At 41.4% G+C, this 21,763-nt stretch carries 24 protein-coding genes; 1 reads left to right on the top strand and 23 read right to left on the bottom strand.

Features of this window, described 5'->3' with window-relative positions:
* Positions 1-2: 2 nt before the first annotated feature.
* Positions 3-311, top strand: coding sequence for an EscU/YscU/HrcU family type III secretion system export apparatus switch protein (locus AC27JR_RS15785; protein ID WP_008465407.1), 309 nt, complete (start codon positions 3-5; stop codon positions 309-311).
* Between the two features lie 27 nt (positions 312-338).
* Here the strand turns inward: AC27JR_RS15785 and AC27JR_RS15780 are convergent, their stop codons facing one another.
* The 23 genes from AC27JR_RS15780 to AC27JR_RS15670 all read right to left on the bottom strand — a co-directional run bounded on the left by AC27JR_RS15780 (position 339) and on the right by AC27JR_RS15670 (position 21,715).
* Positions 339-740, bottom strand: a complete 402-nt coding sequence (locus AC27JR_RS15780; protein ID WP_076918260.1) for a DUF2802 domain-containing protein — start codon at positions 738-740, stop codon at positions 339-341.
* 18 nt (positions 741-758) lie between these two features.
* Positions 759-1,256: a chemotaxis protein CheW gene (locus AC27JR_RS15775; protein WP_008112225.1), complete on the bottom strand. Its 498-nt coding sequence runs from the start codon at positions 1,254-1,256 to the stop codon at positions 759-761.
* Positions 1,257-1,277: 21 nt separating this feature from the next.
* On the bottom strand, positions 1,278-2,015 hold the full coding sequence (locus tag AC27JR_RS15770) for a chemotaxis protein CheW (RefSeq protein ID WP_131691396.1): 738 nt from the start codon (positions 2,013-2,015) through the stop codon (positions 1,278-1,280).
* A 3-nt stretch (positions 2,016-2,018) separates the two neighbouring features.
* Positions 2,019-2,789 carry a ParA family protein gene (locus tag AC27JR_RS15765; RefSeq protein WP_055013038.1) on the bottom strand — a complete coding sequence of 257 codons (771 nt, stop codon included), beginning with the start codon at positions 2,787-2,789 and terminating at the stop codon, positions 2,019-2,021.
* Between the two features lie 12 nt (positions 2,790-2,801).
* Positions 2,802-3,761 carry a flagellar motor protein MotB gene (locus tag AC27JR_RS15760; RefSeq protein ID WP_487174118.1) on the bottom strand — a complete coding sequence of 320 codons (960 nt, stop codon included), beginning with the start codon at positions 3,759-3,761 and terminating at the stop codon, positions 2,802-2,804.
* A 5-nt stretch (positions 3,762-3,766) separates the two neighbouring features.
* Positions 3,767-4,531 carry a flagellar motor protein gene (locus AC27JR_RS15755; protein ID WP_008465400.1) on the bottom strand — a complete coding sequence of 255 codons (765 nt, stop codon included), beginning with the start codon at positions 4,529-4,531 and terminating at the stop codon, positions 3,767-3,769.
* Entirely contained in the window at positions 4,524-5,675 is a 1,152-nt protein-coding gene (locus tag AC27JR_RS15750; RefSeq protein ID WP_487174117.1) for a protein-glutamate methylesterase/protein-glutamine glutaminase, read from the bottom strand. Before AC27JR_RS15750 ends, AC27JR_RS15755 begins: the two co-directional genes overlap by 8 nt.
* Positions 5,676-5,728: 53 nt before the next feature.
* Positions 5,729-7,945, bottom strand: coding sequence for a chemotaxis protein CheA (locus AC27JR_RS15745; protein WP_487174116.1), 2,217 nt, complete (start codon positions 7,943-7,945; stop codon positions 5,729-5,731).
* A 14-nt stretch (positions 7,946-7,959) separates the two neighbouring features.
* Complete coding sequence (locus AC27JR_RS15740; protein ID WP_008465396.1) at positions 7,960-8,733, bottom strand: protein phosphatase CheZ; 774 nt, start codon at positions 8,731-8,733, stop codon at positions 7,960-7,962.
* A 16-nt stretch (positions 8,734-8,749) separates the two neighbouring features.
* Positions 8,750-9,133, bottom strand: a complete 384-nt coding sequence (gene cheY, locus AC27JR_RS15735) for a chemotaxis response regulator CheY (RefSeq protein ID WP_008465395.1) — start codon at positions 9,131-9,133, stop codon at positions 8,750-8,752.
* Between the two features lie 40 nt (positions 9,134-9,173).
* The gene (locus AC27JR_RS15730) at positions 9,174-9,884 is read right to left on the bottom strand and encodes an RNA polymerase sigma factor FliA (protein WP_036933071.1); all 711 of its coding nucleotides are present in this window, start codon (positions 9,882-9,884) and stop codon (positions 9,174-9,176) included.
* A gap of 26 nt (positions 9,885-9,910) precedes the next feature.
* Positions 9,911-10,768 (bottom strand): MinD/ParA family ATP-binding protein, encoded by an 858-nt coding sequence (locus AC27JR_RS15725; protein ID WP_487174115.1) that lies wholly within the window; start codon positions 10,766-10,768, stop codon positions 9,911-9,913.
* Positions 10,761-12,248: a flagellar biosynthesis GTPase FlhF gene (flhF, locus tag AC27JR_RS15720; protein ID WP_076918266.1), complete on the bottom strand. Its 1,488-nt coding sequence runs from the start codon at positions 12,246-12,248 to the stop codon at positions 10,761-10,763. The genes AC27JR_RS15725 and flhF overlap by 8 nt, the downstream gene beginning before the upstream one ends.
* A gap of 21 nt (positions 12,249-12,269) precedes the next feature.
* Positions 12,270-14,378 (bottom strand): flagellar biosynthesis protein FlhA, encoded by a 2,109-nt coding sequence (gene flhA / locus AC27JR_RS15715; RefSeq protein ID WP_076918267.1) that lies wholly within the window; start codon positions 14,376-14,378, stop codon positions 12,270-12,272.
* Between the two features lie 71 nt (positions 14,379-14,449).
* Positions 14,450-15,580: a flagellar biosynthesis protein FlhB gene (gene flhB, locus AC27JR_RS15710; protein ID WP_487174113.1), complete on the bottom strand. Its 1,131-nt coding sequence runs from the start codon at positions 15,578-15,580 to the stop codon at positions 14,450-14,452.
* A 9-nt stretch (positions 15,581-15,589) separates the two neighbouring features.
* A complete protein-coding gene (gene fliR / locus AC27JR_RS15705; RefSeq protein WP_487174111.1) occupies positions 15,590-16,369 on the bottom strand; it encodes a flagellar biosynthetic protein FliR in 780 nt (259 codons plus the stop codon).
* A gap of 2 nt (positions 16,370-16,371) precedes the next feature.
* Positions 16,372-16,641, bottom strand: a complete 270-nt coding sequence (locus AC27JR_RS15700) for a flagellar biosynthetic protein FliQ (RefSeq protein ID WP_008112198.1) — start codon at positions 16,639-16,641, stop codon at positions 16,372-16,374.
* A 41-nt stretch (positions 16,642-16,682) separates the two neighbouring features.
* Positions 16,683-17,423 (bottom strand): flagellar type III secretion system pore protein FliP, encoded by a 741-nt coding sequence (gene fliP, locus AC27JR_RS15695; protein ID WP_008112196.1) that lies wholly within the window; start codon positions 17,421-17,423, stop codon positions 16,683-16,685.
* 4 nt (positions 17,424-17,427) lie between these two features.
* On the bottom strand, positions 17,428-17,811 hold the full coding sequence (gene fliO / locus AC27JR_RS15690; protein ID WP_487174110.1) for a flagellar biosynthetic protein FliO: 384 nt from the start codon (positions 17,809-17,811) through the stop codon (positions 17,428-17,430).
* Positions 17,808-18,206, bottom strand: a complete 399-nt coding sequence (fliN, locus tag AC27JR_RS15685; protein ID WP_008112193.1) for a flagellar motor switch protein FliN — start codon at positions 18,204-18,206, stop codon at positions 17,808-17,810. The genes fliO and fliN overlap by 4 nt, the downstream gene beginning before the upstream one ends.
* Positions 18,207-18,226: 20 nt before the next feature.
* The gene (gene fliM, locus AC27JR_RS15680) at positions 18,227-19,318 is read right to left on the bottom strand and encodes a flagellar motor switch protein FliM (protein WP_010387912.1); all 1,092 of its coding nucleotides are present in this window, start codon (positions 19,316-19,318) and stop codon (positions 18,227-18,229) included.
* 9 nt (positions 19,319-19,327) lie between these two features.
* Positions 19,328-19,855, bottom strand: coding sequence for a flagellar basal body-associated protein FliL (fliL, locus tag AC27JR_RS15675; protein WP_131691401.1), 528 nt, complete (start codon positions 19,853-19,855; stop codon positions 19,328-19,330).
* Positions 19,856-19,912: 57 nt separating this feature from the next.
* Positions 19,913-21,715, bottom strand: coding sequence for a flagellar hook-length control protein FliK (locus AC27JR_RS15670; protein WP_487174109.1), 1,803 nt, complete (start codon positions 21,713-21,715; stop codon positions 19,913-19,915).
* Positions 21,716-21,763: the final 48 nt, after the last annotated feature.

Raw genomic sequence — 21,763 nt, 5'->3', positions numbered from 1 at the left:
TCATGACGGATTCATTTAAAAGCAATTCAGCAATTGGATTACTCTACGAGGCAGGCAATTCACCCACCGTTAGCGCTAAAGGATTTGGCGAGCTGGCAGATGAAATTATTGCCCTAGCTAAAGATAAAGGAATTCTAATCCATCAAGATGAAGCACTTGCAAATACACTCTCGAAATTAGAGCTCGGCGAAGAAATCCCTAAAGAGCTTTACTTTGTTATTGCTGAGCTGATTGCTTTTTCATATGTGGTAAGAGGAAAATTTCCGCCCGGATGGCAAGACTTTCAAGGAAAGCTCAATATAAAAGCATAATCCAATGTGATAAAAACAAAAAAGGCGCTAAGCGCCTTTTTGTTTATGTAAAGAAAATAACAGTTCTGCTTCAGCGCGGGGTAATTCACATTCGCGAATAACCTCATCTAAATCGGCACCTAACTCAACCATTTTTACTGCACGAGAGTAAATTTTAGCATCTGGATCATCGTATTTTTGAGCAGCTTGTTGCTGTATAAGCTCTTGGTTTTGTTGTTCTACCTCAAGCACTCGTTTACCAATACTTAGTAACCCAGTTCGTAACTCAGAGACTTCGCTACGTAAAATATCAATCTGCTCTGATGAATCTTTAAATTGCTGTAATTGTGCGTCAAGCTCATTCGCATACCGCTTTTTAAACATCACAATTAACAGCAACGAGAATAGCCCAAAGACTAAACCCGCAATTGCAATACCAAGTAATAACATAATTTTATGTAGAGAAGCTTATATATCGCTTAACTCATCCCATTCGTCATCACTAAGTAATTTATTTAAATCAACCAAAATAAGTAACTCATTATCGCGGTTACACACACCTTGAATAAATTTAGCACTTTCTTCAGTACCTACGTTTGGTGCGCTATCAATTTCAGAGCTGCGTAAATACACAACCTCAGATACGCTATCAGCTAAAATACCAATCACTTGTTCTTCAGCTTCAATAATCAAAATACGTGAGTTATCGGTCGCTTCAATATCAGGTAAACCAAAACGAGAGCGAGTATCAATAACGGTAACAACATTACCACGTAGGTTAATAATACCAATCACATACGAAGGTGCACCTGGTACAGGAGCAATTTCGGTGTAACGCAGTATTTCTTGCACTTGCATTACATTCACGCCATAAGTTTCATCTTCTAGCTTAAACGTAACCCACTGTAAAATTTCATCATTATTATCTGCATTTTTCTTGGCTGACAGTAATTTATCTTCACTCATGCTCTTACCTCGTAATGGTCATTACTTGTGACGGCTATCTAAGCCTTTCTCTAATAGTGCATTTAAATTATTAACATCTATTAAAGCACACATTTTTTCTTTAATTACTCCAGCAAGCCATGGGCGCTTACTGTTATTTGTACGCCATTTTACATCTTCTTTACTCAATGTAATGTTATTTATTAGTTTTTCTGCTAATAAACCCCACTGGCTATCACCTAAAGTGATTAGATATTGATAGTTTAAAGACGCTTCTAACTGCTCATCGTACTTTTCAGGCATAACCCAGCGCGCAGTATCAACAACATTGAGCTTTTCTTCTCGGTTGATCATGACACCTTTAAACCACTTAGGTTTGCCAAATAAATGATTCACTTCGCCAAGCTCATGAATGCCGCCTAACGCTTTTAACGGTACTGCTAAAGTGAGCCCTGCCACCTCGAAGAATAGTGCCTGGAATTCACCATCGAAGTACTCAGCCTCACTTTCAAGTGCTACATCATGCACAGGTTCAGGCTGTTGCGCTTGATGGGATTCTATTTCTACACTCTTTACCTGTTCATTAAGTTTTTCAACTTCAACAACGGGCTCAACTACAGGCTCAACCTGCAGTGATTGCTCTTTTTGCTCTTCTTCATAGGCAACCTGCTGAAGAAGCTTAGCAACAGGCTCAAGGTCTTTCGTTGGTTCGTCATCAGATAATAACGCCCCTAAATACTGAGTGACTACTTTTTCATTAGCAAATAATTGCTTACTCATTTATTAACCTTGTTTTATTAAATATTCAAGCAATGCTTTGTAAGCATAGACTCCACGCGCATTAGGGCAAAAATCAATAGGCACCTTTTGCGCTAAACTCGCATCTCTAAATTTTGTATCAACAGGAATCACACCTGGCCACACTTTTTCTTTGTACGTATCTTGTAATGTTTTATAGGCCTCAAGTGATGCTTTGGTGCGCTTATCATACATAGTTGGAATTATAGTATATTCATAGCTTTTCGCTTGCGAGGTTTGCATTAACTCCATAGTACGCATCATTCTATCAAGCCCCTTAAGCGCTAAGAACTCAGTTTGTACTGGCACCAATACTCTTTCACAGGCTGCAAGCGCATTGACCATCAGCACCCCTAAAACGGGCGGACAATCTAAAATTGCATAATCGTAATACTCGCTAATTTTAGCCAATGTTTTCTTTAAAATCAGGCCCATTCCCGTTTTATTACCCATACTACGGTCAAGTGTAGCAATTGCCATAGTGGCAGGTAGAATATCAAGGTTTTCTATGGTTGAGGGGCATAATGCTTGCAATATTTCTTCGCTTTTCATGCTTGAGCCGCGAGTGAAAATATCGTAAACACTGACCTCTAAATCTTCTGAATCAATGCCAAAGTAATAAGTTAATGATGCATGCGGATCGGTATCAATCAGTAAAACACGCTTACCTTGAAGCGCAAGGATCCCAGCAAGGCTAACCGCTGTGGTGGTTTTGCCTACCCCTCCTTTTTGATTGGCTACAGTCCAGATTTTCACATTACATCCTAATTACTGTTCATTACGCGTGGTAACACGAATGCCACCATGCTCTAAGCGAATTATTTTTATTGTATCGTCTTGAGTAGGCAACTCAACTTCTGTTGGTTTAGCTTCCTCAGGGACTTGCTGCTCAGTATCCTCATTCGATGACTCTGAAACCAAGCCGTATTTAGAAAGCGCAATCACTACTTTGCGGTTTTCAGCTCGCCCAGCTTCGGTATCATTATCGGCAAAAGGTGAATATTGGCCATACCCTTCAATAGCCATGCGTGCAGATTCAATTCCCAAACGCTCTAGCTCAACTAATATTGATGTTGCACGTGCCACCGACAACTCCCAATTAGAGCGAAATATTTCATTGCGTATGGTTTCGTTATCTGTGTACCCACGCACTCTTATATAGTTATCGACAGGTGCGATTATTGCTTCAATCTTTTTTACAACTTCTTTGGCTTGATTATGCGCAACAGCACTGCCACTGGCAAATAACAACCCAGAATTAAGCTCAATAACCAACCAATCTTGGCTAAGCTCTAGGCTTGCCTCACCACTGCGTATCTCATCAATCAGAGACGATTGTAGCTTGACCAGTAAACTATCGAGCGGCTTACCTAAGTGACGTTGGCTGATATTGCTATTGTCACTTTGACCATCGAGCAACACCGGCCCTTGTTCTTGTTTTTGAATACTTTCGCCATATAAAACCTCAACTTCAGGAGTCACTCTTTCAAGCAACAAAGCATCGCCGTTTACCCCTTTACCTTGCTGAGAAAATTGTTTCGCTGACTTATCAAAAACATGCTCAAGAGAGTTAGATAAAACTCGTATATTGTCTTCTTTGTTTATTGCAATAGCATACAATACAACAAAAAATGCAAACATAATGGTCATGTAATCTGCATAAGAGACTAGCCAACGCTCAGTATGTTGGCTTTTGGCGTTTTGATGACGTAAGCGACGGCGTAACATAACCGCTAATGGCCCTGTAAAAGAGGACGTTCGACACGGTAAGCTTCAAGCTTTAATTCAATATTAATAGGACTCTCACCTTGGCTAATGGCAATAACGCCTTCAGCTAGCATTTCATGGTAAAGCATTTTTTGCTCAACCCGTTGCTTTAATTTATTGGCCATGGGCAAAAACAGTAAATTAGCTAAACCTACGCCATATATAGTAGCGATAAATGCAGTGGCAATACCCGTTCCTAGTTGCTCAGGATCGTTAATAAATGACATCGCTTGAATAAGTCCAAGCACTGCACCTAAAATACCGATAGTTGGACTGTAACCCCCCATCGCTTCATATACACGACTAGCTTCAAGCAGTCGTTCTCGTTCAAGTAATAAATCTATTTCCAGGGTATCACGAAGCTTTTGGTCAGAGCTGCCATCAACTAATAAACTCAGTCCTTTAGCGGCATAAGGATCAGTGTGAGTAAGCGCTTCGTTTTCTAGGGCTAAATAACCCTCTTGGCGGGCTTTATGTGACCAGCGCTTTACTTGCTCAATCGCATCTTCAATATCGTGGTCATCGGTGACAAAAACCCAATGAGTAATACTGAGCATTTTCTTAAATGTATTGGCTGATGTTTGTAACATCACGGCCCCCAATGTGCCGCCTAATACAATAATTAGCGCAGGCCCATTAAACAGCGCAGATACCACACCTCCTTCTAAAGAATAACCGATTGCAATAGCGCCTAGTGCAACCAATAATCCTAAAACAGAAAGCTTATCCACAGCCAACCTCTCTTTTGAGGCGCACCGCTACATCATGAAGACCTAAGCTTTCATTTGCTAATCCTGCACTTGCTACTGCTTGGGGCATACCATATACAACACAGCTTTTTTCATCTTGAGCCCAAATTGTAGCGCCAGATTGTTTAAGCATGCGAGCACCATCACGACCATCCGCCCCCATACCAGTCAAAATAATGGCAAGGACATCGCCTTGATACGCTTTTGCCGCACTGGCAAAGGTAATATCAACACTAGGCTTATAGCTTACTCGTTCATTTTTATCTTCAAATACGCGTAATGTTCTGTTTGACCCCCGCCCTTCTACCATCATTTGCTGCCCGCCCGGCGCTAAATAAGCACAACCAGGTTGGAGTCTATCGCCTTGTTGCGCTTCTTTTACTTTAATTTTACACAAGCTATCTAATCGGGTTGCAAACGCAGGTGTGAATGCCGCAGGCATATGCTGTATGAGGAGTATTGGGTGTGGAAAATTAGCAGGCAACTGAGTCAAAATAGTTTGCAGTGCAACCGGTCCGCCTGTTGATGTGCCAATAGCAACTAATTGATATTGCTTACCACTGGCGCGCGCTGATGTGCTACTACTGGTTGGTGTAGGAGCTGCATTATTAAAGCTGCGATCAGGTTGAACAATTGGCTTTTTAGCGAGATTAGAAAAGCGATCTGACGTGCTTGCAGCAGGTTTACTTATACTAGGAGATGCTGGCGCTCTTGTGATTCTACCAATGCGCTGGCGACCTATTTCCTTTACCTTATCTTGTAATAACTTAATTGCGTCATCGTTATTACGGGCAATATCTTCAAACTTTTTCGGTAAAAAGTCCATCGCTCCGGCATCAAGTGCATCTAAGGTGGCAGATGCCCCAGCACGTGTTAACGATGAGAACATTAAAATAGGAGTGGGGTTACTCGCCATGATCTCTTTAACTGCGCTAATGCCATCAAGCACTGGCATTTCAACATCCATGGTGATCACATCGGGTCGTAACTGAGCTGTTTTATCGACCGCTTCTCGACCATTAACAGCGAAACCTATAACCTCAATGCCGCTGTCTTGTTCAAGAATTTCACTCACCCTGCGGCGAAAAAAGCTTGAATCATCAACTACTAAAACTTTAACAGCCATTTCGCTCTCTTATTCAATGAATGGGTAGGCATAACGTTTATGCCTACTTTTTATTATCCAGCGTAATGCTTTAGCATACTCGGCACATCTAATATCAGTGCAATACCACCATCAGAGGTGATTGTTGCACCTGCCATACCTGGCGTCCCTTGAAGTAATGCATCTAAAGGCTTAATCACCACTTCTTCTTGACCAATGAGCGAGTCAACAACGAACCCCACTTTTTGAGTTCCTATTTGCACAATCACCACATGGCCTTGTGCTTTTCGTTGTCCTCTATCAGCGCCTTTAATGAGCCAGTGTTCAAGATAGAACAGCGGTATCGATTTTTTACGAACAATAATAGTTAGCTGGCCATCAACCACATTAGTTTTTGTTAAATCTAAGTGGAATATTTCACTAACACCTGCCAGTGGCAACGCAAAGGTTTGTTCGCCAACCACTACCATTAAGGTGGGCAGTATCGCCAGAGTAAGTGGTACTTTAATTTCTAAAGTAGTCCCTACGCCCATCTCTGATTTAATATTTACCGAGCCATTGAGCTGAGTGATTTTTGTTTTAACCACATCCATACCAACGCCCCGGCCGGAAATATCTGATATCTCTTCTTTGGTTGAAAAGCCAGGCGCAAAAATAAGGTTATACGCTTCAGTATCAGAAAGGCGACTCGCTTGGTCGTGATCAAGCACGCCTTTACTAATCGCAATCTTTTTAAGCTTTTCAGCATCCATTCCGGCACCATCATCCTGGATGGTAAGTAGAATATGATCGCCTTGCTGAGAAGCAGATAAAGTCACAGTACCCGTTCTTGGTTTACCTGATGCTTCACGAACATCTGGCATTTCAATACCATGGTCGACCGAGTTGCGAACCAAATGCACTAATGGATCTGCTAATGCTTCGACTAAATTTTTATCTAAATCGGTGTCTTCACCGACAAGTAATAAATTAATATCTTTCTGCAGTGTTCGTGCTAAATCACGTACCACGCGAGGAAAACGGCCAAATACTTTTTTAATTGGCTGCATTCGTGTTTGCATTACCGCACCTTGGATATCAGCAGTCACTACATCTAAGTTAGAGATTGCTTTACCCATGGCCTCGCTATCAGAGTTAGTCGCTAGACTTACTAAACGATTTCGCACAAGTACCAGTTCACCTACCATGTTCATTATTTGATCTAGGCGTTTTGTATCAACACGTACTGTTGTTTCTGCCGGTGGTGGCGCTGCTTTTTTAGCGGGAGCTGCTTTTGCAGGCTGTGCAGCCGGTACCGGCTTGGCTGGCTCTGGCTTGGGCTGTGGTTTTGCTGCAGCAACAGGCGCTGGTTTGTTAGCGGCTACGGGTTCAGGTTTACTTTCAGGAGCCGGTGTTTCTATCGACTTAGGTGCACCTTTGCCGTGTAACTCATCTAGCAGAGCTTCAAACTCATCATCACTTATTTCATCATCGCTCGCGCTTGAATCATTATTTTGCGAGGCTGTAGGAGCTGATGGTGCTTGCTGTGGTGTGCTTGGGGCGTTTTGAGTTACTTCACCAAAACTACCGACACCATGAAGCTCATCTAATAAGCTATCAAATTCATCATCTGTAATATCGCCACTGACATCACTGTCGCTTGATGAGGATTGTTTTTCTTGCGGGGCTTGCCCTTTTCCATGAAGTTCATCAAGTAGACTTTCAAATTCATCTTCAGTGATCTCATCAATCTGAGAATCTGTACTACTAGTATCTGGGCCGCTAAATAATTCATCAAAAGCAAACGGATCTTCTTCCGCATCATTGCTTGGCTGCTCAACTACAGGTTCAGGTTCTACCGAGGGAGTTTCAACAGGAGCTATGTCTTCAACTGCAGGATCGCCGGCGAGTTCTTCAGCCGTTGGTGGTTGTCCAAGCTTGTGAAGTACTGCAAGTAACTCTGGATCTGCAGGCTCTGGCTGGTCACGATTTTTAATTGTGGCAAACATTTCATTAATGGTATCAAGTGCTTGTAAAATAACATCCATTAATTCAGAGTTAACTGTTCTTACACCTTGGCGCAATAAATCAAACACGTTTTCAGCACCATGACATGCATCAACAAGCTCTGTCATTGCCAAAAATCCGGCACCACCCTTAACGGTATGGAAGCCACGGAATATTGCGTTTAGTAGTTCAGTATCATCTGGGTTGTTTTCCAGTTCTACTAACTGTTCAGATAAAAGCTCAAGGATTTCTCCGGCCTCTACTAAAAAGTCTTGTAAAATATCTTCATCGACTTCAAAGCTCATGCAGTACTCTCCTATTAGAAGCCCAAACTTGATAATAGATCATCAACTTCATCTTGATCAGATACAACATCATTACGCGATTCTTTATCAATAATAGGCCCTTCTGGACCTGCTAGTGTTTGTGCAACAATGGAATCTTCTGTTTCTTCTGGTTGTTCAGTTGGTTGTACTTGCTCAACCTCACCTTGCGCCGCAAATGCAGTTAACAAGTGGATTAAGCTCTCTTCAACTTCACGCACAAGTTCAATAACACGACGAATAACCTGACCAGTTAAATCTTGATAGTCTTGAGCCATCAATACATTGGTCATCAACATTTGTAACTCATCCGTTTTATGATGAGAGCTGTTCATAAACTTATCAATGCTATGGCAAAGTGACTTAAACTCACCAAGCTCAATTTCACGGTTCATTAACCGATCCCATGTTGGCTTGATATCAGCTATTTCGTCAGCAATTTCTTGCGCTAAAGGTAAGCTTGCTTCAACCGCATCCATCGTTTTGTTGGCTGCGTTTTCTGTCATTTCCATAACATAGTTGAGGCGTTTTTTAGCATCAGGGATGGCATCAGTGGTAATGTCTGTTAATCGCGTATCTAATTCAAAGCTTTTTAAAGCTTCGTGCAGTTGACGCGTTAACTTACCCACCTCAGCAAATAACTGTGATTGCTCTTGTGAAGCTGTTTCTAAAATTAACTGATTCGCTTTATCTTGCTCACCATTTTCTAAAAAAGCCACTAATTGGCGAGCTTGTTCTAAAGTAATCTGAGGCGCAGCAGGTGCTGACATAAGCCTCTCCCTCTCATTAACCTAAGCGTTCGAACACTTTTTCTAATTTAGTCTTCAATGTACCTGCAGTAAATGGTTTAACAATATAACCATTAACACCTGCTTGGGCCGCAGCAATTATTTGTTCTTTTTTAGCTTCTGCCGTTACCATTAAAACAGGGATATGCTTTAATTTTTCATCAGCTCGAATTGCCCTTAAAAGATCAATACCTTGCATGCCTGGCATATTCCAATCTGTTACCACAAAATCAAACACTTGATTTTGCAACATAGGTAAAGCAGTTGACCCGTCATCTGCTTCTTGAACATTGGTAAAACCTAAATCGCGCAACAGGTTTTTAATAATACGTCTCATCGTCGAAAAATCATCAACAACAAGAATTTTAATGTTTTTATCCAAAACATCCTCCAGTGAGGCCTGAACCTTTATTTACTTACTTCTAGTTTATCCAGTCATTGATCTTTGCTTTAAGCTTAATCATCGCCTGACCATGTATCTGACTTACACGCGACTCACTAACATCGAGTATATGCCCAATTTCTTTTAAATTCATTTCATCGTTATAGTACAAAGAAAGCACCATTGCATCTTTTTCCGGTAACGACTTTATCGCGCTGAGTAAAGACTCATTAAACCGTTCATTTTTAACATTATTGAAAGGTTTGTCTAGTGCTAAATCTTGACCATGAGGTGTAATCACATCATCGTCAATACCAAGGTCTTCAATACCTAAAACTTTACTTACGTTTACATCGTTTAAAATATGATGGTACTCATTTAACGAAATTTCAAGTTTTTCAGCAACTTCAATATCTTTGGGTTCACGGTTTAAACTGCTTTCAAGGGCAACTATTGTCTCTGCTACCAAGCGACTTTTTCTGTGAACTGAACGTGGAACCCAATCACCTCGGCGCATTTCATCTATCATTGCACCACGAATGCGAATACCCGCAAAGGTTTCAAAACTTGCGCCCTTGCTTGCGTCAAAGTTTTTAGAAGCTTCTATTAAGCCAATCATACCTGATTGGATCAAATCATCTAGTTGCACACTGGCCGGTAAACGAGCAATTAAATGGCACGCCACTTTTTTGACTAATGAGGCATGCTTTTCAACAATCATATTTAAATTCTGTGTTGACTGATATCCCATAGCTCTATTCACCGGTATTGTCATTGTTAGTTACTAACTAACTTCTCAATGAAAAACTCTAAGTGACCCGAGGCTTGACTAGGTGTTGGCCACTTAGCAATTTTTGTCGCCAGTGTTTTAAAAGCAATCGCAGCAGGAGACCCTGGAAAAACTTCAACTATCACTTTTTGGCGACGCGTTGATTTGCGCATATTCTCATCATAAGGAACCGTTGCAACCAGCTCCATTGATATATCTAAAAATCGGTCGGTTACTTTTGAAAGTTTAGCAAATAATTCTTGCCCTTCACGTAAGCTACGCACCATATTGGCAACAATTTTAAATTTGTAAACACCGTGCTCACGGCTCAGCACTTTTATTAACGCATAGGCATCAGTAATTGAGGTTGGTTCGTCACAGACCACCACAACCACATCCTGTGCGGCGCGAGAAAAACTCAATACCATGTCAGAAATACCCGCAGCGGTATCTACAATTAAAATATCAAAATCGGTGTTAAGCTCACTAAATGCACGTATCAGTCCCGCGTGCTCTGAAGGTGATAACTCAACCATACTTTGCGAACCCGATGTTGCAGGCACTATTTTTATGCCTGCAGGGCCTTCAACTAAAATATCTTCGAGTTCACACTCACCTGATAAAACATGAGATAAATTACGCTCAACGCGTAATCCAAGCATAACATCACAATTGGCTAATCCTAAATCAGCATCTAATACAAGCACACGCTTGCCTTGTTGGCCTAACGCGATTGCCGTGTTAAGGGATACGTTTGTTTTACCCACTCCACCTTTGCCGCCGGTGACAGCGATAACTTTTACGCCGTTATTATTATTGCTCATTTTGCGAAGGCCGCTTGCTTGATCTAAAACTGTGTTAATCATACATCTCTACTGTGCTCGACGCCACTGATTGGTGTCGTGATTGTTGTGCTTTTATTCTTTTTAAATACAATTGCTCAGCTTTTTTTACTAGTTTTTCGGCATTTGCCACTCTAATATCTTCTGGTACTCGCTGACCATTAGTAAGATACCCTATTGGGAGGCGGTTTTGAATCGCAATACTAATAATTTCACCTAAACTCAATGACTCATCTAGCTTAGTAAAAATACACCCACTGAGCTGTACCTTTTTAAAGTGCCTTACGGTTTCTTGTAATACATTAATTTGTGCTGTTGCACTTAATACTAAATAACTACGTATATCCACACGCTGATTACGCATTAAGGTATTAAGTTGCTCAGTTAAACGTAAATCTCGCTGACTCATTCCTGCTGTATCAATTAAGACTAGACGTTTATTTCGTAAATGGTATAAAACTTCTGCTAATTCATTTGCATCTTTGACTTGTTTTACGCCACAGCCAATAATTCGACCATAAGTTGCTAGCTGCTCATAGGCACCAATACGGTAGGTATCAGTCGTAATAAGCGCAACTTTATCAGCACCGTACTTTTGCGCACCTAATGCTGCCAATTTTGCAACAGTGGTGGTTTTGCCCACCCCTGTTGGGCCTACTAATGCATAAACACCACCTTGGCGAAGTATTTCATTGTTAGTGGTTTGCATTTGATCTTCAACCATATTCAATAAGGCTTTCCAACCTTGTTGGCGAGATACATCGTCGGGTACAAAGCATGCCATCTGCTCAGCAACGTCTTTATCTATTCCCATACCCACTAAACGGTCAATCATGCAGGCACGGGTTGGATCACGACGTGCCATATCTTGTTGCATTAAACCTGATACTTGATGTTCTAGTAATTGACGAATTGCGTTCATTTCTTCGCGCATGGTGGTTATATCACTCGACTCGTTTTGCATCGTTTGCTGACGCGATACACTCGGTGAGTCTAAATCGTCAAAGCCACTGTCTAAATCATCAAAACCTAAGCTATCAGCTTGGGTGCGAGGACGTGCAGGCGCGCTTTGTTCACGTTCAAACATATTTTTAGGTCGAGATTGAACAGCTTCTTGTTCTTGGTAATGACCAGAGGTGTCAATTCCAGATTGTGAAAACATCGACGCAAGCTCTGCTGAACGAGGACGGGGAGATTGACGTTCTAATAAAGCTTGTAAACTGTCTGCGACCTTTGCTTGTGGCTTAGGTTGAGCGCGTTGAGGTTCTGGTTTTACAAAATTATGTGAACTCTCAGTATGCGCAAATGAAGCTCTTGCAGCTGGTTGGCTTTGAGGCTGCTCTGGCGCTTTTGTCGCGGCTTTGTCGTAATCAACAGCAGCAACAATTTCAACGCCATTAGCTAGTTTCTTATTTGACATAATAACCGCATCAACACCAAGCTCTTCTTTTACTTCTTTTAGTGCGGTGCGCATGTCTTTAGCAAAAAAACGTTTAATTTTCATAATTCAAACCCCTTTAAAATCTTATTGTTGGCCTACAGAGCTGACAATCTTGATCTGTCTTTCATCTGGTATCTCTTGATAAGACATCACTCTCAATCCTGGAATGGTGTATTTAACAAATCGAGATAACACAGTGCGCAACATTCCTGACGTTAGCAATATTGAAGGTTCACCGGCCATTTCTTGATTTTGATGCGCTTCATTCAATGATGTTTGAAGTCTATCAGCAAGTCCTGGTTCTATTCCGGCACCTTCATCACCTGCATTTTGAAGTGACTGATGCAACATCTGTTCCAACTCAGGCGCCAAGGTTATGACAGGGATTTCAGAAGACATACCAACAGCATCTTGAACGATTAATCTACGCAACGATATTCTCACTGCAGCCGTTAATACATCAGGGTCTTGGCTACGAGGGCCATATTCAACAAGGGTTTGAACAATTGAGCGCATATCACGTATTGCTACCCCTTCATTTAACAAGTTTTGTAGCACTTTAACGATAGTGGTTAGCGGTAATACCTCAGGTACTAGCCCTTCAACTAAGCGAGGATGGCTCTTACCTAACATATCTAATAAGTTTTGTACTTCTTCATGGCCAAGTAATAAAGCGGCACTATTAGTCAGTAACTGGCTAATATGAGTGGCTACAACAGTTGCTGAATCAACTACGGTATAACCTAAAGATTGCGCTTCATCTTTTTGATCTGGTTTTATCCATACCGCATCTAAACCAAATGCAGGGTCTTTGGTTTCAATGCCTTTTAGCGGACCAAATACTTGGCCTGGGTTAATTGCCAGTTCATCACCGTGTTTAAGCTCTCCCTCACCACTTGATACGCCCATCATGGTGATGCGGTATGCATTTGGGTCGAGCTCAAGATTATCGCGTATATGCACAGGCGGCACTAAAAAACCCAGCTCTTGAGATAGCTTTTTACGCACCCCTTTAATGCGGTTTAATAGCTCACCACCTTGTGACTGATCAACCAGAGGAATTAAGCGATAACCTACTTCTAAGCCTATTACATCAACTTGTTGTACATCATCCCAGCCCAGTTCTTTTTGCTCTTGTTTAGCTGCAATCCCAGTACCTGAAGCTGCATTTTCAGCTTCTTCGGCTTCAGCAGCCGCTAATTTAAGTTTATTTTGTTGGGTGTAGTATGCAAGGTAGCCTAAAAGTGCTCCTAAGCTTAAAAATGCAAGGTGTGGCATACCGGGTACTAAGCCCATAGTGATAAGGATACCTGAGGCAATAAATAACGACTTTTCGTTACCTAGCTGCTGCTTAAACTGATCGCCCATGTTGTGCGATTCATTTTGACGAGTTACAACAATTGCAGTACCAATTGAAAGTAGTAACGACGGTAATTGCGCTACTAAGCCATCACCAATGGTTAATAATGTGTACACTTCCATAGCGCGCGAAAAACTTAAATCGTGTTGGATCATGCCAACAAATAAGCCGCCTACAATATTGATCACTAAAATGACTATGCCAGCAATAGCATCGCCTTTTACAAATTTACTAGCACCATCCATAGAGCCATAAAAGTCAGCTTCACGGGTTACTTCTTCACGGCGCTCTCTGGCTTGCTCAGCGCTAATAAAACCAGCATTCATATCCGCATCAATCGCCATTTGCTTACCCGGCATAGCATCAAGGGTAAAGCGCGCTGACACTTCAGAGATACGCCCTGCACCTTTGGTGATTACCACAAAGTTGATGATGATCAGAATTAAAAATACCACTAAACCAACAGCGTAGTTACCACCAATCACCACCGAGCCAAATGCTTCAATTACCTTACCTGCAGCATCCCCACCATTATGACCCTCAAGCAGTACTACCCGGGTACTGGCTACGTTAAGTGCTAAACGCATAATCGTGGCGATTAACAACACCGCTGGAAACATGCCAAACTCAAGCGGTTTCATGGTGTATACCGTAACTAGTAATACAACTAATGCGAGCGCGATATTAAACGAAAATAATATATCAAGCAGAAATGGAGGCAGTGGTAAAATAACCATTCCTAGCGCAGCTAACACTAAAAGCGGTGTACCAACGCCCTTTGCATATTCTTTTTTATCTTTATTAAGTTGTTGTAATACCGCTTTAAATTCCATAACTCTACAATTTCAAAAAATTGACACTACGCTGAAATTGCAATAACTATTCCAAGTTAGTTGGTTAGCGGTTAATACTTGAATTCATCGGGGATTGGCAGCTTTTTATTAAGTGCGACAGGGCGTTTTCCACGGCCTTTTTTAAACCGTTTAAGTTGAAATACATAGGCAAGTACTTGGGCAACTGCAGTAAAGAGCTGATCGGGAATTTGCTCCCCTACTTCAGCGGTATGATAAAGCGCTCGCGTTAAAGTAGGCGACTCAACAATGGGCACTTCATTACCCAAAGCAATTTTACGAATTTGCATAGCAAGCTCGTCAACGCCTTTGGCTAGTACAATGGGGGCGCCTGCTCGCTCTGTGTCGTATTTTAAAGCGACTGAGTAATGAGTAGGGTTGGTAACAATAACATCGGCGTCTGGCACATCCTGCATCATTCTCTTTTGCGACATTTGACGTTGAGTTTGCCTGATACGCGCTTTGATTTGCGGATCACCCTCGGAGTTTTTATACTCGTCTTTTACTTCTTGCAGGGTCATTTTAAGCTGTTTGTTATGGCTATAACTTTGAAAAGGCGCATCAATAGCCGCAATAATAATTAAGGTGCAAGATAACCCTAAAAACATCCACGCTAATATTTCCAAAGCATGCACGATATTGCCCGGCGCGCTTTCTATACTTAAATGTAAAATTTCATCAAAAAAGGTATTAATTAAAAATACGGCGAAGGTTGCCACTAAGCCAAACTTTAATAGTGACTTTAGTAATTCAATAGCCGCTTGCGGACCAAACATCCGAGTGAAACCTTTCATTGGCGACATTTTACTGGCTTTGGGGGCGGCAGCCTGCCAGCTAAAATTAAAGCCGCCAAGCATGGTGTTACCAATAAACGCAGCCAGTACAATAATAAGTACAAACATCGACATAGGAAATAACAGTACGTCGGCCACTTCACCCCACACCGCAAACATTTTTGTGGTGTCGTAGGTTTCATTGCGATTTAGACTGAGCATTCTGCCCATAATACGGTACAAGCCTTTGCCAATTTCAGGGCCATACATTAATAGAGAAATAGCAGAAAAAATAAGCACAAACATAGTGCCTAGCTCTTTAGAACGGGCTATTTGGCCTTTCTTTTTGGCATCATCAACTTTTTTGGGCGTGGGTTCTTCGGTTTTTTCTTGTCCTGAATCTTCAGCCATTACGCTCTCCTAAGGGGAACAACCAACAAGTGAACACATCAGCTCAACCATTTTTAACCATTGGAATTCAAACTGAGTAATAAAGTTACCGAGCGTCGCCCAAATAATAACTAGCCCTGCCACTAAGGTAAACGGAAAGCCTATCGAGAAAATATTCAACTGTGGTGCAGCTCGGGTCATGATGCCAAATGACATATTAATTACAAGCATGGCGGTTAATGGCGCTAACGAGAGCACCAGTGCGGTAGTAAACATCCAACCACCCCAAGTTACTATGTCCCAGTAATGATCAACCGCCCACCAATTACCATCAATTGGCAGTACCTGAAAACTATGCACCACCATTTGAATCATCATTAAGTGACCGTTAAACACAAAAAATAATAAGGTAGCTAAAATAAGGTAAAACTGACCTACAGCAGGCACACTCATCCCATTTGAAGGGTCAACAACAGACGCAAAACCTAAACCGGTTTGCATAGCAAGAATTTGCCCGGCTAATACAAACGTATTGAGCAATAGTGTAGATGCAAAACCAATCGCGACACCAATCAGCATTTGTTGTAGTACCACTAAAATCATTTCAAAAGAAAATAAATTAGTAAACGTAGCAGGAGGTAAAACAGGCACTACTAAAAATGTGACTACCACAGCTAAGCCCATTTTAATTCGAGAGGGTACATTTTTGGCGCCAATACCCGCCATGATCATGATCATTGAGCTTATGCGGACCAAAGGCAGTAAAAAATCACTTAGCCATTGAATAACAACGGAAAATGGAAACTCCATCGTTAACCTGCAATTTCGGGGATAAGAAGTACTAAGCGATTAAAAAAGTCCATCAGCTCTTGAGTAAACCAATGTCCACCCACAATTAATGCACCAATGGTAATTAATAAACGCGGTAAAAAGCTCAGTGTTTGTTCGTTAATTGAGGTTGCCGCCTGAAATACTGCCACTACTAAGCCAATAATTAAACCAGGGACCACAATGGCAGACACCAGCTTAATCACTAAAAACAGGGCTCCACTTAAAATATCAACAAATACTTCAGGTTCCATGGGCGACTCCTAGTGTGATTGGTTCAATTTATAAAGCACTGCTATGTGCCTAAACCAAAGCTTTTAGCGAGCGTACCCATCACCAAGCTCCAACCATCAACCAATACAAACAACATAATCTTAAACGGTAGCGATACAATCATGGGGGATAGCATCATCATACCCATGGCCATCAACACCGATGCAACCACCAAATCGACAATCAAAAAGGGAATGAAGAACATAAACCCAATAATAAAGGCCGTTTGTAGCTCACTGGTTACAAACGCCGGAATAAGAACAATCATTGGCGTTGCTTCAGGTGAATCAAGCTGATCGTACCCAGCTATTTTTGCAAAGGTTTCTAAATCTTTTAGTCGTACTTGAGAAAGCATAAAGGCTTTCATTGGCTCTTTGGCTAAATCGAGTGCCTCTAGCGATGTTACCTGCTCACTTAAGTACGGTTCGATTGCACGTTCGTTTATTTGCTCATAAATAGGCGCCATAATAAAAATACTTAAAAACAGCGACATACCTAATAAAACTTGATTCGAAGGGGTTTGCTGTAAGCCAATCGCTTGACGCAAAATAGCCAAAACAACAATAATTCGAGTGAACGAGGTCATCATGATAATGGCCGCTGGAATAAAGCTCATTGCCGTCATGATCGCTAATACTTGAAGCGTCACTGAGTAATCTTGTGTGCCATCAGCATTAGTGGTTATGGTTAGCGCATCAATTCCTTCTGCATTAACACCAGGAATGAACACGATGGCAAGAATGATAAGCAGCCATTTGGTCATAATATTAATTCTTTTTATTTTGATTAAGTTGCGGGTTCAACATTTTGCCAAAACGCTTCGCTAATTCTGGTAACTCTTTTTCCGTTAAAGGAGTTTCTAGCTTATGTAAATAATTAATGCTGTGCGGGGTCACCCCTAATAGGTGCTGAGCGTTATCTATTTCAACAATCATTAATCGCTCGCGTGATCCTAGAGGAAGACTACGGATCACTTTAAACTCATCGTTGTTGGTTAAATTTGGATTGAGCTTTTTAACAAAAAAAGCCAACACTAAAATTAACACCACTACCACACCTAACGACATCACCATTGAAATAATGTCTGTGGTGGGTGTTGCAGCATCGGTAGCTGCAAACACTGAATTGCTTAAACCAAGTAATGCTATCATCGTAATTTTTTGATCCGTTCAACCTGACTAATTACATCTGTTAAGCGAATACCAAACTTATCGTTCACCACAACCACTTCACCATGTGCTATCAATGTACCATTAACTAATACATCAAGCGGCTCACCAGCAACCCTATCAAGCTCAACAACTGAGCCTTGGTTAAGTTGTAGTAAATTACGAATATTAATTTTAGAACGCCCTACTTCCATCGAAATAGTTACGGGAATATCTAAAATAGTGTCGAGTTTACGTTTTTCTTCACCGCTGAGCTCATGTTTTGAATCATCCAGCTCATCAAGTTCGGTTACTTTAACCTCTGCACTATCATCAGTTCCCTCAGCCTCAGCAAGTGCTGCTGCCCATTCGTCCATTGTATCTTGATCATCGCTCATACTTTTAACCTTTTAATCAATTACCAGTCTAAGTCTACACCGTTTGAAAGGTGTAAATCATCTTCTAGTTCTGCTAATTCTGCATCTGAATCAATTTTTTTGCCGCCTTTGGTAAAGACATGCAGCTCAGATTTAACTGAATCAGGGCGTTTAATTTTTTCACTTATTTGTAGCGCAACGTTATCGCGTGAACGACCCATTTTAGCTCTAAATGTAGGTAACTCTTCCACAAACACAGTAATATGCTCTGGCATTTCAACAGGAATAATATCCCCAGCCTTAAGCTCCATAATTTGTTTTAAGCTTAAATCAACTTCAAGTAGCTGAGTCGATAAGTCGACTTCTACATCCATTATTTCGTCACGAAGCGCCTTACTCCAGCGTAAATCAGTATCTTCAGTATCAGACTGAACACCTGCATCCAGTAGCTCTCGAATAGGTTCGAGCATTGAATACGGCAGCGCAATATGAAAGTCACCACCACCGCCGTCAAGTTCAATGTGAAAAGAGCTTATAACCACCACTTCGGTTGGACTAACAATGTTAGCCATGGCGGGGTTCACCTCAGAATCAAGATACTCGAACGACACATCCATCACCGGTGCCCATGCTTCTTTGTAATCTTCAAAGATTATTTTTAGTAGCATTTGCACGATTCGGCGTTCTGTTGGGGTAAATTCACGCCCTTCAATTTTGGCATGATAGCGGCCATCGCCACCAAAGAAGTTGTCTACCAATATAAAGACTAAGCGCGCCTCCATAGTAATTAGGCCGGTGCCTTTTAGTGGACGAAAACGCACCATGTTCAAACTAGTTGGTACAAATAAGGTGTGAATATACTCACCAAACTTGATCATTTGCACGCCGTTAATTGACACCTCTGCGGTGCGGCGCATCATGTTAAATAAGCTAATTCGCATATGACGCGCAAATCGCTCATTAACAATTTCAAGTGTCGGCATGCGACCACGTACGATACGATCTTGCGAAGAGAAGTCATACTGTAGTGTACTTCCCTCACCATCTTCACCGTCGTGTATATCTTCCTCTTCGACCTCATCAACACCATGTAATAGCGCATCAATTTCGTCTTGGGATAATAAATCGCTCACACTGGCCCCTTATTGCATCACAAAGCCGGTAAACAGTACCCGCTCAATTACTTTACTTCCTTCCACATCCATCATTGCAGCTTGCACTTTATCAAGTGCAGTAAAGCGCACTGTTTCTTTGCCCACACTAGTGCTAAGTTCATCTGCGGTGGTCATTGAGAATACACTCAATAGCGTGCCTTCAATCAGTGGAATGTGTTTTTTAGCTATTTCTTCATTGCCATCCCCGCGCACCAGTAATTGCACTTTAATTTGTACAATTCTATCGCGACTCGCCCCTGGGACATTAAATATAAAAGGTCTTGGCATAGCAACATATAGCGCACTACCTACCGTTGCTGAGGAGCTTGATGGTGCAGCAGCTACTTCCCCACTAGCAGCATCATCTGTTAGAGTTTCTATGGGTTCATCAGTACCCGATAATAAAAAGTAACCAGCTACACCGCCAACAATAACTAATACAGCGGCTATAATTATAATGAGTTTGCTTTTATTTTTACTGACTTCTTCTATTTCTAAATTAGTATCTTCAGCCATTGTATTTCCTTTATTCGCAAAGGTATTTGCTTGTTTTAACTATTATAATAGCAGGACTTAGGCATAGTAATCTATTGATGATGACGTTTGTTGTCCAGAACTATGTGTTTGCTTATCTGGTTGCTCACTATTTGTCTCATCTGAAGAGCGATTATTAGCCATTTGACCTTGTGCCTGACCTTCTTGCTGCTCATTTTGTTCTGCCGATGAATCGCCATAAGAAATACTGCTTTCACCTAGCTCTAAACCCTGCTGCATTAATAATTCTCTAAGCCTAGGTAGCGACTGCTCCAATGCTTCTTTGGCTTGCTGATTTTGCACTACAAAGTTTATTTGTGCTTGCTCTGCATCACTTCGAATACGAATCTGCATACTGCCCATTTCTGGCGGATCTAAACGAATTTCAGCTTCTTTATTATTAATACTTAACATTGAGCTAACGCGCTCTTGTAGCATTTTTGCGGCATCACTTTTAATAATATTTAACGCCTGTAAGGTAGCAGGATCAATGCTTACCTGTTTAGCTTGTGCAGTACTTTGCAACTGCCCGGCCTGTAAACTTTGCGCTTCAATAATAGCTTGCTCGTAGCCTAAAGTATCGTATTTAGCGAGCGTATTAAGCGACGATTTATCAAATATATTAATGATTTGAGAAAAAACCTGTGCAGCACGCGGTGGCATTTGTTCTGCGTTAGTGGCACGCATACTCTCTTTTTGTAACGCATCGAGCTGCTTAGCAAGCTCCTCAGGTGTTTCGGCTACCGATTTTGAACCCTCTGGTTTTAGCTCAGGTTTTACATTAGCTGATTCAGTACCTTGTTGTGTTTTAGGTGTAACAACTGGTGTCAAAGTATTATTGGCAAACAATGGCTTATCTTTGGCACTAAACAAAGTATCTGCGTTAATAGCAGTTTCTAAATCACTGATAACTCCTTTTAAAGAGGTCAGTTCTTTAGTAGATAGAGACTCGCTTTTAATGTATCCCTGCAATTGATTGAGCAATGCCTGTTTCTCTGGGGTAGTTAGCGTACTTATTTGTGCATTAATGACCTGCTGAGGAGTCTGCGGCTTCTCACTTTCGCTAACATACTTACTGAGTAACTGCTTTAAATCCGCTATATTGTCTTTATTAATGGGCTTACTGATAGCATCAAGCTCAGTGGCTAGTTCATCTTGTTGAGCAGGCGTTAAGTTTGCTAAAAGTTTATCTGCTTTAATTGCATTATCATCTTTTGATAACAGCGCCAAAACAGACGCATCTATCGATGCTTTCGTGCCGGTAGTATCAGTCGGCTTTTCTGATGGTTTGGCCACCGCTAGATCATTTGTAACAGCCTCATATTGTCCAGCTGTCGCTATCGATTTAGTACCGAGCTGTGAAGACTCCACTGCAGCTTTGCTCGCTGATTCAACACCTACAACATTTTGTGTTTGTGAAATGGCAGCGTCATCAACAATTTCATCACTTGGCAAATTAATAACAATAGGTGCAAGCTTATCTTCAGGCTTGATGTTTATTTTGACACCGTCTTTATCTATTAACTGTGCACCGCCATGAGGGGGATTTTTTACTGAGGTATCGATTACCTGTGCCGCATTAATTTGCGCCAGCATATCTTCACCGCTCAAAGGCTTATCTTCGTTAGTTTGCTCTTTTAAGTCGGATGGTTCATCTGATGATTGTTTTTGTGGCGCTTTGGCTTGCGCCCCTTGTGTTTCAGAAGCTTGACTAGCAAGGGCTAATTGATCAAAAAAACCAGCATCATTACTGCTATCTAGCTTTGCTTTATCACTGTCTTTTTTGACTAAGTATGAGTCTTGCTCAGATACCGCCAACATTGAAATATCATTCATCGCCATAAATCACCTAATAAAAGCGGCAACAGCCCACCGCACAATCCTAACAAA

The organism is Pseudoalteromonas sp. NH0006-26, assembly GCF_057552415.1.
The sequence above is the reverse complement of the archived record's forward strand: the minus strand, read 5'-3'. Positions and strand labels throughout refer to the sequence as shown.

Excerpts from the sequence above, each read along its gene's own strand:
- flhB (WP_487174113.1), bottom strand. The coding sequence starts at position 15,580 with ATGGCTGAAGATTCAGGACAAGAAAAAACCGAAGAACCCACGCCCAAA.
- AC27JR_RS15745 (WP_487174116.1), bottom strand. The coding sequence starts at position 7,945 with ATGAGCTTTGAAGTCGATGAAGATATTTTACAAGACTTTTTAGTAGAG.
- AC27JR_RS15775 (WP_008112225.1), bottom strand. The coding sequence starts at position 1,256 with ATGAGTGAAGATAAATTACTGTCAGCCAAGAAAAATGCAGATAATAAT.
- fliN (WP_008112193.1), bottom strand. The coding sequence starts at position 18,206 with ATGAGCGATGATCAAGATACAATGGACGAATGGGCAGCAGCACTTGCT.
- AC27JR_RS15785 (WP_008465407.1), top strand. The coding sequence starts at position 3 with ATGACGGATTCATTTAAAAGCAATTCAGCAATTGGATTACTCTACGAG.
- AC27JR_RS15760 (WP_487174118.1), bottom strand. The coding sequence starts at position 3,761 with ATGTTACGCCGTCGCTTACGTCATCAAAACGCCAAAAGCCAACATACT.
- AC27JR_RS15700 (WP_008112198.1), bottom strand. The coding sequence starts at position 16,641 with ATGGAACCTGAAGTATTTGTTGATATTTTAAGTGGAGCCCTGTTTTTA.
- fliR (WP_487174111.1), bottom strand. The coding sequence starts at position 16,369 with ATGGAGTTTCCATTTTCCGTTGTTATTCAATGGCTAAGTGATTTTTTA.
- flhA (WP_076918267.1), bottom strand. The coding sequence starts at position 14,378 with ATGGAATTTAAAGCGGTATTACAACAACTTAATAAAGATAAAAAAGAA.
- AC27JR_RS15780 (WP_076918260.1), bottom strand. The coding sequence starts at position 740 with ATGTTATTACTTGGTATTGCAATTGCGGGTTTAGTCTTTGGGCTATTC.
- AC27JR_RS15670 (WP_487174109.1), bottom strand. The coding sequence starts at position 21,715 with ATGGCGATGAATGATATTTCAATGTTGGCGGTATCTGAGCAAGACTCA.
- flhF (WP_076918266.1), bottom strand. The coding sequence starts at position 12,248 with ATGAAAATTAAACGTTTTTTTGCTAAAGACATGCGCACCGCACTAAAA.
- fliP (WP_008112196.1), bottom strand. The coding sequence starts at position 17,423 with ATGACCAAATGGCTGCTTATCATTCTTGCCATCGTGTTCATTCCTGGT.
- AC27JR_RS15740 (WP_008465396.1), bottom strand. The coding sequence starts at position 8,733 with ATGTCAGCACCTGCTGCGCCTCAGATTACTTTAGAACAAGCTCGCCAA.
- fliL (WP_131691401.1), bottom strand. The coding sequence starts at position 19,855 with ATGGCTGAAGATACTAATTTAGAAATAGAAGAAGTCAGTAAAAATAAA.
- AC27JR_RS15750 (WP_487174117.1), bottom strand. The coding sequence starts at position 5,675 with ATGGCTGTTAAAGTTTTAGTAGTTGATGATTCAAGCTTTTTTCGCCGC.
- AC27JR_RS15770 (WP_131691396.1), bottom strand. The coding sequence starts at position 2,015 with ATGAGTAAGCAATTATTTGCTAATGAAAAAGTAGTCACTCAGTATTTA.
- AC27JR_RS15730 (WP_036933071.1), bottom strand. The coding sequence starts at position 9,884 with ATGGGATATCAGTCAACACAGAATTTAAATATGATTGTTGAAAAGCAT.
- fliO (WP_487174110.1), bottom strand. The coding sequence starts at position 17,811 with ATGATAGCATTACTTGGTTTAAGCAATTCAGTGTTTGCAGCTACCGAT.
- AC27JR_RS15725 (WP_487174115.1), bottom strand. The coding sequence starts at position 10,768 with ATGATTAACACAGTTTTAGATCAAGCAAGCGGCCTTCGCAAAATGAGC.